Raw genomic sequence first — 14,026 nt, 5'->3', positions numbered from 1 at the left:
GTGCATGCCGCGCCTCGCTAGTCGCGCAGCAGACCGAGCACCAGGCGCAGATCGCGTGTGTCGATGGCGGCGTCGGCGGCTTCGCGCACGGCCGGCTTGGCGCAGAAGGCCACGCCCAAGGCTGCGCGCTGAATCATGGGGATGTCGTTCGCGCCGTCGCCCACAGCCACGGTCTGGGCCGCAGCTATGCCGTCTTCCTGCGCCCAGGTGCGCAACGCCTGCTCCTTGGTCGTGCGGCACACGATATCGCCCACGACCTCGCCGGTGAGCCGGCCTTCGCTTGCAGCAAGCCGGTTGGCGATCCAATGATCGAGCTGCGCCTCCTGCGCCAGCCGGTCCACGGTTTCGTGGAATCCGCCGGATACCACGCCCACCTTCCAGCCGTGCTGGTGCAGGGTCTCGATGAGCGCAAGCGCACCGGTGGTGAAATGCAGCGTCGCATACACCGTGTCGAACACCGCGACATCCATGCCCTTGAGCAGCGCGACTCTGGCGCGCAGGGCTTGGCAGAAGTCAAGCTCGCCCGCCATCGTCCGGGCGGTGATGTCGGCGATGCGCTCGCCGACGCCGGCCTCCCGGCCCAACTGGTCGATGACCTCCTCGTCGATCAGCGTGGAATCCACATCCATCACCAGCAGTCCCGGCCGGGACAGGGTCGGAGTATCGAGCGTTGCATTAAGGGCCTTCGAATTTTGTTCGTGCATGCCCTCGATTCTCTAGAGTCGCTGGGACAATGGCGGACATACTGGCAATGGCTTGGCATGTACACGCGCAGACGCGCACTCATCGAGACTGACTGCCATGCATATTGAGTCTGACTGCGCTACGTTGTTCATTGTGGCCATAATCGTGCTTCTGACACGATGCATGCGTAATCTATTGTATTGGCGAGCAACCGAAATGGGGAGAGCACGAAGTGATGGAGAACGACACAGCCAGCGCGGCCGAGGACATGGTCGCGCAAGCCAACGGCATGGCCTCGGCTCAGGACAGCGCAGACGCGGCGCAGAGTCCCGAGGAGCTCGCGGCATACAACGACCGGCTCATGGCCAAGAACCATGCGCTCGCGGTGGCGCTGCAGCGCGCGGGCAGGGAGCTGAACAAGGCGAAATCGCAGCTGGCCCAGCTTGTCCAGCCGCCTATGACCTTCGCCGTCATGGTGCGCCTGGACTCCTCGCACACCGACGAGCAGGGCGTGCGCCACGCCACCGCCGAGGTCATCTCGGGCGCGCGGCGCATGATCGTCCCGGTGGCGGCGAACGTCAATGCCACGCGGCTCGCTGCAGGTTGCATGGTGCTGCTCAACGAGAATATGGTGCTGGTCGATCAGCGCGACGTCGACGGCCTGGGCATGGTCCGGCGCATCGCGCAGATACTTGACGGCGGACGTCTGGTCGTGGCGGACACGTCCGGCAACGTGTCCGTCGTACGGCGCGGCTCGGCGTTGAGCCAGATTGCACTGTCCGTCGGCGACCGGGTGAGCGTCGACCCCTCCGGGCGGCTCGCCCTCGACGCGCTGCCCAGCGAGGATGCCACCGAATTAGTGCTCGAAGAGACGCCGAACGTGACTTTCGACGACATCGGCGGCCTCGACACGCAGATCGAACGCATCCGCGACGCCGTGCAGCTGCCCTTCCTGCACCGCGCCCTGTTCGAGCGCTACGATCTCAACCCGCCCAAGGGCGTGCTGCTCTACGGCCCGCCCGGCAACGGCAAGACGCTTATCGCCAAGGCCGTGGCGCACGCGCTGGCCGAAGGCAGCGGCACCGGCTCGGGCGTGTTCCTCTCGGTCAAAGGGCCGGAGCTGCTGAACAAATTCGTCGGCGAGTCCGAGCGGCTTATCCGCATGATCTTCAAGCGGGCCAGGGAACGGGCCGAGTCGGGCAGACCAGTCATCGTGTTCATCGACGAGATGGATTCGCTGCTGCGTACTCGGGGCAGCGGAGTTTCGAGCGATGTGGAGACGACGATCGTGCCGCAGTTCCTGGCCGAGCTTGACGGCGTGGAGCAGCTGGACAACGTCATCGTCATCGGTGCCTCGAACCGCGTCGACATGATCGACCCCGCAGTGCTGCGCCCCGGGCGGCTCGATGTGAAAATCCGTGTGGATCGGCCCGACGCGGCGCAGGCGAAGCAGATCGTCCGACACTATCTGACCGACGATTTGCCGCTCGACCCCGATATGGATGCGGACGCCTTGGCGGGCATTCTGGTCAGCGACATCTACGCCCGCGAGGAGCGGCGGCATATCGCCGACTTGCGCGACGAGCAGGGGCGATGGAGTCCGTTGTACATGGCGGATATCGTCTCGGGTGCCATGCTGCGCAACATCATCGATCGGGCCAAAACCCATGCTGTCAAGCAGTCCATCGAGTCAGGCAGCGACATCAGGCTCGACGCACAGCTGCTCGGCGCTGCGGTCGAGGAGGAATACGGCGAGAGCGCTGACTCGGTGCTGGACGCCGACGCGCAGCAGTGGTCGCGCATCAACGGTGTGGCCGGTGGCCGGGTCGTCGCGCTGCGCCCTGCGGGGGTGGTGCGCTCATGAGCGTCAAGCGTGTGATGGGCACGGAAACCGAATACGCGGTGTCGCTGGCACATGCGGGAACATATGATCCCGTCCGGCTGTCCTTTGCCGTCGTGGCTGCTGCGGCAGACCCGCGCACCGCGCATATCCGATGGGATTATCAGCGTGAAGACCCAGTCAACGACGCGCGCGGCGGGCGTCTGGCTCGCTCTCAGGCCCGCCCCGACATGCTTACCGACGAGCCGCAGCGCCATATCACGAATGTCGTGGCTCCCAATGGCGGGCGCATCTACGTCGACCACGCCCACCCCGAGTACAGCGCACCGGAGACCACAGACCCCTTTGCGGCTGTCCGCTACGATCATGATGGCGATGGTCTGATGCTCGCGGCGGCCCGGAAGGCCAGCGAGCAAACGGGCGCGGCGATTGCGCTGCACCGCAATAACGTGGATGGCAAAGGCGCGAGCTGGGGCACCCATGAGAACTATATGATGCTGCGGAGCGTGCCCTTCGAGCAGGTCGCAGCGCTGATGACCGTCCATTTCGTTTCGCGGCAGCTCTACGCCGGCTCCGGGCGCGTGGGGCTTGGCGAGCGCTGCGAGACGGCGGGCTTCCAGCTCAGCCAGCGCGCAGATTATCTGCACACGGCGATAGGCCTGCAGACCACCTTCGACCGGCCGATCGTGAACACGCGCGATGAGCCGCATGCGCCGGGGGAATACCGCCGGCTGCACGTCATCGTGGGCGACGCCAACCGCATGGATACCCCGCAGGCGCTGAAACTTGGCACCACGAGCATGCTGCTGTGGATGCTCGAAAACGCCCAGTCCTGCGGCATGGATATCGCGGGTCTGCTTGATGCGACCCGTTTGGCCGATCCGGTGGCTGCTGTGCATACGGTGTCGCACGACCTAGGGCTTGCGGCCGAGCTGCCGCTCGAAGGCGGCGGCACGATAACCGCATGGCAGCTGCAGGCCAGACTGCTTTCGGCGGTGTACGAGACCGGCGCTCGGATGTACGGCACTGATAGCCGCGGAGAGCCGCTGTGGCCCGACAAGCCGACTGTGCGCATCATGGCGATGTGGCGGCAGGCCATGGCCGATACCGCAGCAGTGCGCCACGCCGACGACGATGAGCGGCTGGGCATGGCCGCCGAGGCCTCGCGCTTGGAATGGCTGCTCAAATGGCAGCTGCTCGAACGTTTGCGCCGCCGGCTGAATTGCTCATGGTCGGACAGCCGCATGGCGGCGCTTGACCTGCGCTGGGCCGCGCTTGATCCTGCGGTTTCGCCGTGGGAGAAACTGCGGGCGCGCACGGTCTGCCTGGATGACGACAAGCAGCACAGTGACGGCGAACAGCTCAGTAGTAATGAACAACCCAGTGCCGCCGAGCAGCTGCAGACGGCTGAAATCCAGCCTCCGAACGACACCCGCGCCTGGCTGCGGGCGTGGATAGTGAAGCGTTGGCCAGATCAGGTCGTGGCCGTCTCTTGGTCGCGCATCACCGTGCGTGACCAGGACTCGAAGACAGGCCTGCTGAGCGTGGACATGTCCGATCCGCAACGCTGGACCGCCGCATCCTGCGCAGACGCGCTGGCAGACGATGATGTGACGCAGAACGATGACGCAGCGCAGAACGGCACTGTGCAGAACGGCACTGTGCAGAACGGCACAGTGCAATCCCCAAAAGACGCCACGCAAACGGCTGCAGCAGCGCTGAAACTCATCATGAACGCCAGTGCAGCATGAACGTCACGGTACGGTGAGCAACAAGGCACAATGAACATCATGGATGGCAAGTAGACTGCTGAGGGCAAGGTCGGCGTCCCAGCAGACCGGGCATCGGCAGCATAAGGCATGAGGTGAGAGAGAAACTATGGATTTACGGGTTTTGGCGCTGAAGGTGGCCGATGTGACTCAGGATGCGGGCAATCGTGCGCTGCGGGACCAGCTCGCCCCTCGCGACCTCGTGGCAGCGCCTGCGCCGAGCATGCCTCAGGGCGAGCAGGTCACCTTGAACGTCGATGAGCGGCTGATTCGTTTCATCGAGAATCGGCTGACCTATCTCGACCCCTTCGATGGCTTCTGGCGCACCCGCCCCGAGGTGTGCGAGCCGGGGAGCCGCTTTTGGTGCGTGAGCCGCATCGACGGAGCCATCAATTTCATGCGTAGCATGGCCGAATGGACGGTGACGGTTTCGCTGTTCGAATTCGACGAGGACGGTTCGGCGCAGCCCATCCTCGGCGTCGTGCACGCCCCGGCGCTTGGGCTTACCTACTTGGCCGCCAAGGAGAAGGGTGCCATCCGCATCCGGCATACCGCAGCCGGAGACCGACGCGAGAAGATCATGCCGTCGACCACCGGTGAGCTGAAAGGATCTGTCGTGTGCTACGGCATGTCGTATTTTCCCGAGGAATCCAAGCGCGCGCTGGATGTGGTCGCGGCCATCGCGGGCAAACCCGCCGACATCAAGCGCGTGGGACCGACGTCGCTCGATTTGTGCAAGGTCGCGGATGGCACCTATGACGCCTATTTCGAGCCGGATTTGCACCAGTGGGACGTGCCGGCGGTTTCGGCCGGAGCCGTCGTCCTATGCGAAGCCCAGGGCAAGCTGCGTCAGTGGAATGGCGATATGATTCATTGGCGTCAAGAGAACGACGTCGTGGCGTCCAACGGGCTGATTATCGACGAACTCGCCCCATATCTGTCATGACGGGCATACTGGCGCAACCGCGCCAGACTGTACGCCAAGCCAGCTCACACACTATGACAACAACCATATGACAGATACCATGTGACAGGAATCGAGGAGATATGCCACAGCAATTCCAACGCAATCAGTCCCAGCAGTCCGACGCGGCGCAATCAGACGAGGCCCAAGATGCCCCTATGGCGCAGCAGAGCAGCAAACAGGCCGATCAGAGCGATGCGCTGGACTCCATTCTGGACGATATCGAATCCACCTTGGAATCCAACGCGGAGGAGTACGTCGGCAGCTTCGTGCAAAAAGGCGGGCAGTGATGCCCCAGCTGCGCGAAAGCGGCAATGACGGCGCGTCCCAGGGGCCGCAGGAGGATTTGGAGCAGGACGGCTTCGCCAGGATCTTCGGCATCGAGACCGAATACGGCGTGAGCGTGACCGGCGCCGACAAGCCATGCGATGCCGCAACGGTGGCCATGGCGATGTTCCGGCCGGTCGTCACCCGCTCGCGCTCGACGAACACGTATCTGCCCAACGGCGCCCGGCTCTATCTTGACGTTGGCTCGCACCCCGAATACGCGACCGCCGAGGCCCGGGACCCGCATACGGCCTTGGCTCAGGACCTGGCAGGGGAGCAGGTGATGCGCCAACTGGCGCTCGACGCGCAGCAGCGGCTGCGCCCGGCGTACGGCGAAGGGGCGACCGTGCACCTGTTCAAGAACAACGTCGATTCGGCCGGGCATTCCTTCGGCTGCCATGAGAACTATCTGGTGCGCCGTTTCGTGTCGCTGCGAGATGTCGAACGGGAGCTGCTGCCGTTTCTGATTACCCGTCAGGTCTTCTCCGGGGCAGGCAGGCTTTCCGGGCGTGGCCTGGTGATTTCGCAGCGGGCGGACTATCTGGACGAGTCCATCTCGTCGGCCACGACGCGCGCACGGCCGATGGTCAACACACGCGACGAGCCGCATGCCGATCCCGAACGCTACCGGCGGCTCCATGTCATCATCGGCGACTCGAACCGTTCGCAATACGCCGGGCTGATGAAGCTCGCCACGACGCATCTGGTGCTGTGCGTCATCGAGCAGGCGGCGCGGCTCGGCGTGGAGAGCGGATTCGAATGCTGTGCGTTGCAGGACCCCAGCAGCGCCAACCGTGCAATCAGCCGCGATGTGCGCTGTGGCGGCACGCCGCTGAAACTCGCAGATCCGGGAGGTTTCACTAGGGCGCGTGCTGAATACGGCGCAACGGGCCCGGCTGCGGCCGGTGGTAGCAGCACTGATGGCGGCAGCGCAACCGTTGATGCGCTCGGCATGCAGCGCTACTATGCGGCTGTCGTGGCGCGTTTTCTTGAGCGCTATGGTGCTCAGGTGCACGAGGCGATGCCACGGCTGGACATTGACATGGTGATGCATGAGTGGGCTAGGCTGCTGGATTGCCTGGCTGCCGGTGATTTCGCGGCTTTGGACAATCAGGTGGATTGGATTGCGAAGCAGACGCTGTTCGAGGCGCTGCGCAGACGTCATCCCGCAGCGGCCGAGGCGCGATTCGCGCAGCTCGATCTGGATTACCACGATGTGGCCAACGGCACGGTCTACGATTCGCTGGTGCGTCATGGCGCAATGCGCACGATCATCAGCGCGGACGAAGCACGCGAAGCGATGACGCGCCCGCCGCAGGACACCCGCGCGGCGCTGCGCGGAGCCTTTGTAGCCAAAGCTCTGCAACGCGATGTGCGCTTCTCCTGCGATTGGACGCGGCTGACGCTGGGAAGCTCCGGCCAGGACGCCGAGCGGGCGGAAGCGGTGATGCTCGATCCCTTCGAGACGCAGGCCAGCGAGGACTACCGCCGTCTCATGCAGCAACTTGAGGCATGACATGACGTGACGTGATGTCATATGACGACTGGCATGACCAGATGCCCGATACTGCGAGGTACTTACGCGCCGAACCGGCATATGATATGGAAAAGCCCCGACTGCCAAGAGTCGGGGCTTTTCCATTACATCGCGTAATGGATGACGAAAGGCGAGTCTTACTCGGCTACGGCCTTCTTCAGCAGCGAGCCAGCAGAGATGCGCACGCCGTAGGAAGCGGGGATCTTGATGGTCTCGCCGGTACGCGGATTGCGTCCGGTGCGCTCGGCGCGGCGGACACGCTCAGCCGAGAAGAGACCCGTCAGCTTCAGACCTTCGCCAGACTGCATGGCCTCAACGAATACGTCCTGGAATGCGTTGACGGCTGCCTCGGCCTGAGCCTTGGTCAGATTCGACTTCTGGGCGATCTTCGAGACGAGATCAGACTTGTTGTATGCCATAAAGCATCCTTCTTGAGTCAGGGGCTTTCGTATTTCTTCAAAAGCCACGTTCATCAACCGATACTAGCGCACATCCGCCCCGAATGCCGCATTTTCAACGGCTTTTCGCCAATGATTCGCAAAATATGCCTCGTTCGGATGATGCATGCAGGCAGTATGCAGAGCGCATTCAGATGAGGTTGCGTCGGTCGAGCCACTTCATAGCCAGCGCGCCCAGAGGGATGCGCAGCCAGTAGAAGCATACGCGGTAGAGCAGAGTGGCGGACAGCGCCACCGCCGCAGGCACGCCGACCGAGGAGAAAGCGAAGAGCAATGCGGCCTCGACCGCGCCCAGGCCACCTGGGGTCGGCACTGCGGAGCCGAGCGTATTGGCGAGCAGGAAGATGAAAATCGTCTCCATCGGATTCGTCGGGTGACCAAAGGCCAGCAGCGCAGCCCAGAATCCCAGACCGGTGGTGATGTTGAGCATCAGGGAGCCGAGCACGCAGCCGGTCATCTTCGCAGGCTGCGAGATCACTTCGACGAGCTGACGCGCGTAGACCTTGATAATCGGCAGATACTTGACGACGAGCAGACGGCGCAGCGGCGGGATGATCATCGCGGCGGAAAAGGCGAGCGCCACGATGCCGATCACGACGATCAGCGTGGGCCCCGGTATCATGCCCGAAAGCGTGTCGCGCCCGGTGAAGATGCCGATGCCTAGGATCAGCACGATGGTGGCGAGTGCCTGCACCAGCCAGGTTGCGCTCATGATCGCCGTGGCGGCGGCACCGCGGTATCCGCTTTTGCGCAGGTACTGCAGATTCACGAAAGCCGGGCCGACGCCGGCAGGCATCGACACAGCAGTGAATCCGGATGCCGCCTGCGAGCAGAACAGCGCGAAAGGCCGCCGTTTGCCCTTGTCCATGAATGCGCCCAGCGAAACCGATGCGCCCACCCAAGCCAGTATGCTGAATGCGAAGCACAGGAATGCCATGCCGATTTTGGCGCTGCGCACGGCATGGATGACCTCGTCAGGCTGCAACTGGGTGAAGATGACCGCGACGGCCACGATGCCCATCGCGATAATCGCGAAGGAGCGCAGGCTGAAACGCGAGAGCGTCACTGGCTCGGTGTTTTCGGCGCGATCATCAGGCGCCAGCGCGTCTATGGTGGTGCGCAGCTGGCCCAGCAGCTGCTTGTTCCAGCCGGGCAGCGCGCGCGTGCCATAGGGCACGGCGACTTTCTGGAAGAACGGCGTCAGGCTGATCAGCGTATTATCTCCCCAGACCGAACGCGCTGCGGAAAGCGTGCGCTCGACGCCGATGAGCGAGGCAAGCAAGCTGAGCAGCTGCACCCGGTCGAGTGCGATATTCGCGCTGCTACTTGCGCAATCGCCGTTGTGCCAGCCAGCCAGCATCATCGCGCCATCACTGGTGCGGGCGAGCGATCCGGGCGTGATGCGCCTATGCGTGTAGCCGCGGGCATTGGCGGCATCGAGATAACGCATGACGCCTGTCGCATCCTCGTCGCTGAGCGTGTCGAGATCGCATGGCCGCGCCATGCCCTCGGCCTCGAAAACGAGCAGCGAGGATTCCCCGCTGTCGATGACGCCATAGGCTTGCATGGTAGGCAGCCCCAGATGGGCCAGCCCCAGAATCATCGCCAGATGGTGATGATTGGCCGTACTGGCCGAGCGGTCCCGACGCATCGAAACGCCGGTGAGTCGCAGCCATTGCCATATCTGGTTGAAATAGCCTGCGTTATGCAGCTGCGCGTCGAGAACGGAGATGATGTAGCGTCTGCCAGCCTCATCCACGGCATCGTAAATGCGCGAGTTCTCGATGAGATCGTCGTCCAGCGAGGTCTGCAGCACGCCGGCGTCGTTTTTGTCGTCCTGCCGGCGCGTCAGGCCGGCAAGACGCACATCGATGGCGCGTACGGCATCGACGATCTCCTGCCCCCATGCGCCCTTGTTCTGCGTGCCGGCTGCGAAGCGCAGCAGCATGCCGATCACGCGGCCGACGACGAAGGAGACGAGCACGCCGGACACGGAATGCCAGGAGAGGACGACAAGCGCGACGGCCACGACATACAGGACGTTCCAGCCCCAGCGCACCGTGGAGCGCAGTCGGCGCGGCCCCGCAACGGTCAGGAATGCGCCGATGCCCGCATAGAGGTCCGGCAGCAGTCCTGAGCCCGCTGTCGGGGTGCCAATGGCATAGAAGGGTGCGAGCAGCGATGCGTCGCCGAACTGCGAAAGCGCGAGAGCCAGCACGCGAATGAGCACATAGCCGCCGAACAGCGCGAGAACTGCGACGCAGGACTGCAGCCATTCACGGCCTATGAGCATATGGGCCAGCACGCCGACCACGATGACGAATGTCGTGAGCTGCTGGATGACCGAGATGGGCATGTTCAGCAGCCAGTCGAAGGCCCGGCTCGCGTTATGGGCGTCGGATTCGACGCCAGAGGTGAATCCGCGCAGATACACGCCCATCAGGACGACTGCCACGGCTATGAGCAGCGCCGTGGCGGCGTGCATGAGATCGGCGAAGTCATGCGTGCGCTCAGGCGCGACATCCTCGATGCGAATGCCCGGCTGCGGTGTCGTCGTGGATTGTGGCTGCATCGGTGATTGCGGCTGCGGCGACGAGGATGCAGCCGCCGATTCAGTCTGCGTTGACGTCGTCAGCATGGATGCTTCGCTTTGGCTCATTGCTGCGCGTAGTCCACCAAGGTGCTTGCCAGACCGGTGTACTGCGCAGGGCTCAATGCCTTGAGACGCTTCGCGGTGGCATCGTCGAAGGCCAGCGAATCGATGAACTTCTCGACGTCGTCGCGCGTTATCGCATGGCCGCGCATCAGTTCCTTGACCTTCTCGTAGGGCTTCTCCATGCCGGGCAGACCTGCCAGTTCGGCCGCGCGCATCGCGGTCTGGATGGGCTCGCCGAGTACTTCCCAGTTCTCTTCGAGCTCGCGGGCTATGACGGCCTCGTTGGGATGGATGGATTGCAGGCCGCCGCCCAGATTGTACAGGGCCAGCAGCCCGTGGCCGAGCGCGGCGCCGATGTTGCGCTGGGTGGTGGAGTCGGTCAGATCGCGCTGCCAGCGGCTTTCCACCAGCGTGGCGGACAGCGTGTCGAGCAGCGAGCAGGACAATTCGAGATTCGCCTCGGCGTTCTCGAAGCGGATGGGGTTGACCTTGTGCGGCATCGTGGACGAGCCGGTGGCTCCCTTGACCGGCTCCTGCGCGAAGACGCCGCGCGAGATGTACATCCAGATGTCCACGGCGAGATTGTGCAGGATGCGGTTCGTGTGGCTGATCGCGCCGTAGAGCTCGGCCTGCCAGTCATGGCTTTCGATCTGCGTGGTGAGCGGATTCCAGGTCAGCCCCATGCGGTTCGCGACGAATTCGCGCGAAATCGCAATCCAGTCGGCATCGGGGCAGGCGGCGACATGAGCGCCGAAGGTGCCGGTCGCGCCGTTGAGCTTGCCGAGGTATTCCTGGGCTTCGATATGGTCCAGCTGACGTTCGAGCCGGTGCACGTACACCGCAAGCTCCTTGCCCAGCGTCGTGGGCGTGGCGGGCTGGCCGTGCGTGAGCGAAAGCATCGGCAGCGCGCGGAAACGTTGCGCCATATCGTTGAGCTGATCGGTCACCTGCTGGGCTGCGGGCAGCCAGACCTGCTCGATGGCGTTCTTCACGCAGCGCGCGATGGCGAGGTTGTTGATGTCCTCCGACGTGCAGGCGAAATGCACGAGCGTTTTCAGTCCCGGCAGCGAACTATCTGAGCCGAGAACCTCGCCTGCCCGATCCAGCTCGTCGTCGATGTAGTATTCGACCGCCTTCACATCGTGGTGCGTCACCGCCTCGTAGGACGCGTGCCGGGCGATGCCGTCCGCGTCGAAGTCTTCGGGGATGGCGCGCAGGAATTCGCATTCGGTGTCGCTCAGCGGGGTCAGGCCCTCAAGCACCGGTGCTGAGGCATTGCCATCGAAGCCGTTGCTCAGCAGGATCATCCATTCCACTTCGACGCGCATGCGCTCGCGATTGAGCGCCGGTTCGCTTAAGTATTCGACCAGCGGAGCAGTCTGGCGATGGTAGCGGCCATCCAATGAGGTCAGGGCGATTGCGGGGGAGATATCAGTCAGCTGCATAGGCTACAGCGTACTTCGAGCCGTGAACCGCTCCGCGTGCTGGGCAGCACCGCCGCCCAGGATATTCTTGGCGCAGCACGGCCCCGTCCTGCGGTATGTTCTGCGGCATGTCCGGTGGCCTGTTCTGCGGCTTGCACTGCGTGTGGCTTGTACTGCGGTCTGTTCTGCGTCTGGCACACTGCGTAATAGCCCAGCGTGCCAGACGCGGCCTGCTGTAAATTCATCAGCGGCCATCATCAGGCGCGGCTCGCTGCCCCACCATGCGTGCAGCTATGCGCTCGTTCAGAGCGGTCGGCGGTCCCCAGGACATGCGGCCCTGCCAATAGGAGGTCTCTTCGAGTTTGCCGCCAACGATGGCCTGGAAATGCTGCTCGTGCTGCTGCACGGCTGGGGAGCCGAGGTCGCTCGCGTTGCGGTAGGCCGCCTGGTGGTAGCGCAGATGATGGGTGATCTCCTTGCGCTCGCTAGCTCCTTCGACTGGCGCGGAGGCAAACGGGTTGACGGGAGCGATGGGAGCAACAGGAGCAGGAGCCGCCCCGGGCACAGGAGTCGCTGCGGGCGGCCTCGGTTCGCCGGTGCCGGCTGGCGGCGGCGCGCCTTTGGCATCGCGAAGCGCTGTGCCGCGTATGGTCAGCCAATGCTCGTTCGCTGGGTTCGCCGCCCCGTCGAGTGCCGCCACAATCTCGTCCTCCATTTCGATGCTCGTCATCCATGTCCGGTTCGGCACGGGATGATTCGCCACCGGCGAGCCAGCGGTCACGACATGCTCGATGCGGTATCGATTCTTCATATCGGAGGCGATGGCTGCCGCGACGATGCCGCCTTGGGAATGCCCGATGAGCGCCACAGCGTCCTTGGGCCCGATGCCGGCCTTCTCCATCGCGATAGCCACCAGACGAGCGCTGTCGCCGCGCATCCGCTGGCTGGCGTCGCTGCTCATCGCCTCAAGATTCTGCGGCCAGCCGAACGCGGAATCCGATTCGCCATCGGTGCCCGGAATCGTCACCAGCCACGAGGCGGTACCGTCGGCATTGCGGTAGCGCTGAATCGCTATGGTTCCGTAGTCGAGGCCGCTGCCCCCAGCATTGCCGCGACGCTGCGCGCCAAGACGCTGCAGATTCGCCAGCGACTGGGCGACGCTGTGGGATTCGTCCACCACCGGCCGTGACGATTTCACTTGATCGACATGTAGCAGATTGCCCTGCACCAGGTTGACGAGGCGCGAGGAACCCAGAGACAATATGGCCGCAGAGCGGTTCACACCTGCTCCCACGGTGCTCAGGCCCATCGTTTTGGCATTGACATGGTTGCTTGCCGCGTTCAGCAGACCCTCCTGCGCCCACGCCGTGCTGGACAGCGCTCCTGCGGGGCTGAAACGGCGCTCACGGATTGAGCAGGACAGCACGCCGCCTGCGGCCAGCGAGAGGAATCCCGCCGCTGCTGTAACGGGGAATACTGTGCCGGCGGTTTCCAGCAGCTTGTTCATCGCGCTTCGGGTGGCGTGCTCCGCCTGCGAGTAGAGCGAATGGGCCCGAATGAGCAGATCCGCCATGGTGCTGAGGTCTCGGCTGAGTGATTGGCATTGGGCTGCATTGTCGTTGCAGCGCTCGATAAGCGCCTGATAGGGCAGGGATTCATGATCCGCGCCGAAATCAGCTGCACTCGCTGAACCCATGCCGCTGCCGGCCAACTGGCAGATGCCGCTGACGCGATAATGGCCTAGCTGCAGCGCCGCAGCGGACCAGGCCGTGGATTGTCCTGATAATTGCGAGGCGTCGTCGGCCAGAGTCCGCGCGATTTCCGCGTACGCTTCGCGTGCGGCCGCAGTGTACTGTTGGCCGCCATTGATGGATGAGGCAACGCGCCAGTTCATGATGCGCCGCCTTGCCAGAGCACTGACTGAGTGGCGTAGACGGCTTCGTCTATGTGGACGGATGTGACGGCATCGGCGTGCAGATGCTCTCGGAAGTATGCAGCGGCTTTGCCCTCCCATTCGATTGCTGCGGAGCGGGCGACCGCCGTCCGCATATGGTCCGTTGCTTCGATGGTGGAGCGCGCGAGTGCGGCGACGAGATCGCGGCTGGCTGCTGCGGTGTTATGGCATGGGCATGAATTCGTGCCGAGCGCGCGTACGCGCATACCCGGCAGGGCAGGGGATCCGCCCTGCCCTGCCGGGTATGCAGGGAGACTGGCGATGGTAGGCATATCGGTGAATGTTTGAGCGGTGAAAGTTTTAGTGGTGAAAGTCATAGCACCATTGAACGCGGTGCCGCATCAGGCAGGCAAGCACGACAGGGCCATGTGGTCGAAGGCTTGGAGTTATCCACATGTTCGGCGTGTCGGAAA

11 protein-coding genes are annotated in these 14,026 nt (G+C 63.8%); 5 read left to right on the top strand and 6 right to left on the bottom strand.

The genetic code is table 11. The annotated features are described in order from the left end of the window. Positions 1 to 17: 17 nt before the first annotated feature. The gene (gene serB, locus DDF78_RS07925) at positions 18 to 704 is read right to left on the bottom strand and encodes a phosphoserine phosphatase SerB (protein WP_152581389.1); all 687 of its coding nucleotides are present in this window, start codon (positions 702 to 704) and stop codon (positions 18 to 20) included. A gap of 269 nt (positions 705 to 973) precedes the next feature. On the opposite strand from serB, the gene arc reads away from it, so the two are divergent. From arc to DDF78_RS07900, 5 genes are all read left to right on the top strand, one after another. Beyond that, positions 974 to 2,548, top strand: coding sequence for a proteasome ATPase (gene arc, locus DDF78_RS07920; protein WP_237564613.1), 1,575 nt, complete (start codon positions 974 to 976; stop codon positions 2,546 to 2,548). Next, complete coding sequence (dop, locus tag DDF78_RS07915) at positions 2,545 to 4,275, top strand: depupylase/deamidase Dop (protein ID WP_162000783.1); 1,731 nt, start codon at positions 2,545 to 2,547, stop codon at positions 4,273 to 4,275. Before arc ends, dop begins: the two co-directional genes overlap by 4 nt. A gap of 127 nt (positions 4,276 to 4,402) precedes the next feature. Then, complete coding sequence (locus DDF78_RS07910; protein WP_152581390.1) at positions 4,403 to 5,239, top strand: inositol monophosphatase family protein; 837 nt, start codon at positions 4,403 to 4,405, stop codon at positions 5,237 to 5,239. Between the two features lie 101 nt (positions 5,240 to 5,340). Next, positions 5,341 to 5,547, top strand: coding sequence for a ubiquitin-like protein Pup (locus DDF78_RS07905; protein ID WP_152581391.1), 207 nt, complete (start codon positions 5,341 to 5,343; stop codon positions 5,545 to 5,547). Continuing rightward, positions 5,547 to 7,100: a proteasome accessory factor PafA2 family protein gene (locus DDF78_RS07900; RefSeq protein ID WP_152581392.1), complete on the top strand. Its 1,554-nt coding sequence runs from the start codon at positions 5,547 to 5,549 to the stop codon at positions 7,098 to 7,100. Before DDF78_RS07905 ends, DDF78_RS07900 begins: the two co-directional genes overlap by 1 nt. A gap of 158 nt (positions 7,101 to 7,258) precedes the next feature. On the opposite strand, the gene DDF78_RS07895 is transcribed toward DDF78_RS07900, so the two are convergent. The 5 genes from DDF78_RS07895 to DDF78_RS07875 form a co-directional block, all read right to left on the bottom strand. Further along, on the bottom strand, positions 7,259 to 7,540 hold the full coding sequence (locus tag DDF78_RS07895) for an HU family DNA-binding protein (protein WP_152581393.1): 282 nt from the start codon (positions 7,538 to 7,540) through the stop codon (positions 7,259 to 7,261). 169 nt (positions 7,541 to 7,709) lie between these two features. Further along, a complete protein-coding gene (locus DDF78_RS07890) occupies positions 7,710 to 10,238 on the bottom strand; it encodes a lysylphosphatidylglycerol synthase transmembrane domain-containing protein (RefSeq protein WP_306452375.1) in 2,529 nt (842 codons plus the stop codon). After that, the gene (purB, locus tag DDF78_RS07885) at positions 10,235 to 11,680 is read right to left on the bottom strand and encodes an adenylosuccinate lyase (protein WP_152581394.1); all 1,446 of its coding nucleotides are present in this window, start codon (positions 11,678 to 11,680) and stop codon (positions 10,235 to 10,237) included. The genes DDF78_RS07890 and purB overlap by 4 nt, the downstream gene beginning before the upstream one ends. A gap of 223 nt (positions 11,681 to 11,903) precedes the next feature. Beyond that, positions 11,904 to 13,553, bottom strand: a complete 1,650-nt coding sequence (locus DDF78_RS07880; RefSeq protein ID WP_152581395.1) for a PGAP1-like alpha/beta domain-containing protein — start codon at positions 13,551 to 13,553, stop codon at positions 11,904 to 11,906. Beyond that, the gene (locus DDF78_RS07875; RefSeq protein WP_152581396.1) at positions 13,550 to 13,930 is read right to left on the bottom strand and encodes a hypothetical protein; all 381 of its coding nucleotides are present in this window, start codon (positions 13,928 to 13,930) and stop codon (positions 13,550 to 13,552) included. Before DDF78_RS07875 ends, DDF78_RS07880 begins: the two co-directional genes overlap by 4 nt. Positions 13,931 to 14,026 lie beyond the last annotated feature (96 nt).

The organism is Bifidobacterium tibiigranuli, from assembly GCF_009371885.1.
GTDB classification, from domain to species: Bacteria; Actinomycetota; Actinomycetes; order Actinomycetales; family Bifidobacteriaceae; genus Bifidobacterium; species Bifidobacterium tibiigranuli.
The sequence above is the reverse complement of the archived record's forward strand: the minus strand, read 5'-3'. Positions and strand labels throughout refer to the sequence as shown.

Bases quoted from the DNA above. Each gene is read 5' to 3' on its own strand.
- DDF78_RS07910 (WP_152581390.1), top strand. From the start codon at position 4,403: ATGGATTTACGGGTTTTGGCGCTGAAGGTGGCCGATGTGACTCAGGAT.
- purB (WP_152581394.1), bottom strand. From the start codon at position 11,680: ATGCAGCTGACTGATATCTCCCCCGCAATCGCCCTGACCTCATTGGAT.
- DDF78_RS07880 (WP_152581395.1), bottom strand. From the start codon at position 13,553: ATGAACTGGCGCGTTGCCTCATCCATCAATGGCGGCCAACAGTACACT.
- DDF78_RS07895 (WP_152581393.1), bottom strand. From the start codon at position 7,540: ATGGCATACAACAAGTCTGATCTCGTCTCGAAGATCGCCCAGAAGTCG.
- DDF78_RS07900 (WP_152581392.1), top strand. From the start codon at position 5,547: ATGCCCCAGCTGCGCGAAAGCGGCAATGACGGCGCGTCCCAGGGGCCG.
- DDF78_RS07875 (WP_152581396.1), bottom strand. From the start codon at position 13,930: ATGACTTTCACCACTAAAACTTTCACCGCTCAAACATTCACCGATATG.
- arc (WP_237564613.1), top strand. From the start codon at position 974: ATGGCCTCGGCTCAGGACAGCGCAGACGCGGCGCAGAGTCCCGAGGAG.
- dop (WP_162000783.1), top strand. From the start codon at position 2,545: ATGAGCGTCAAGCGTGTGATGGGCACGGAAACCGAATACGCGGTGTCG.
- DDF78_RS07890 (WP_306452375.1), bottom strand. From the start codon at position 10,238: ATGAGCCAAAGCGAAGCATCCATGCTGACGACGTCAACGCAGACTGAA.
- DDF78_RS07905 (WP_152581391.1), top strand. From the start codon at position 5,341: ATGCCACAGCAATTCCAACGCAATCAGTCCCAGCAGTCCGACGCGGCG.
- serB (WP_152581389.1), bottom strand. From the start codon at position 704: ATGCACGAACAAAATTCGAAGGCCCTTAATGCAACGCTCGATACTCCG.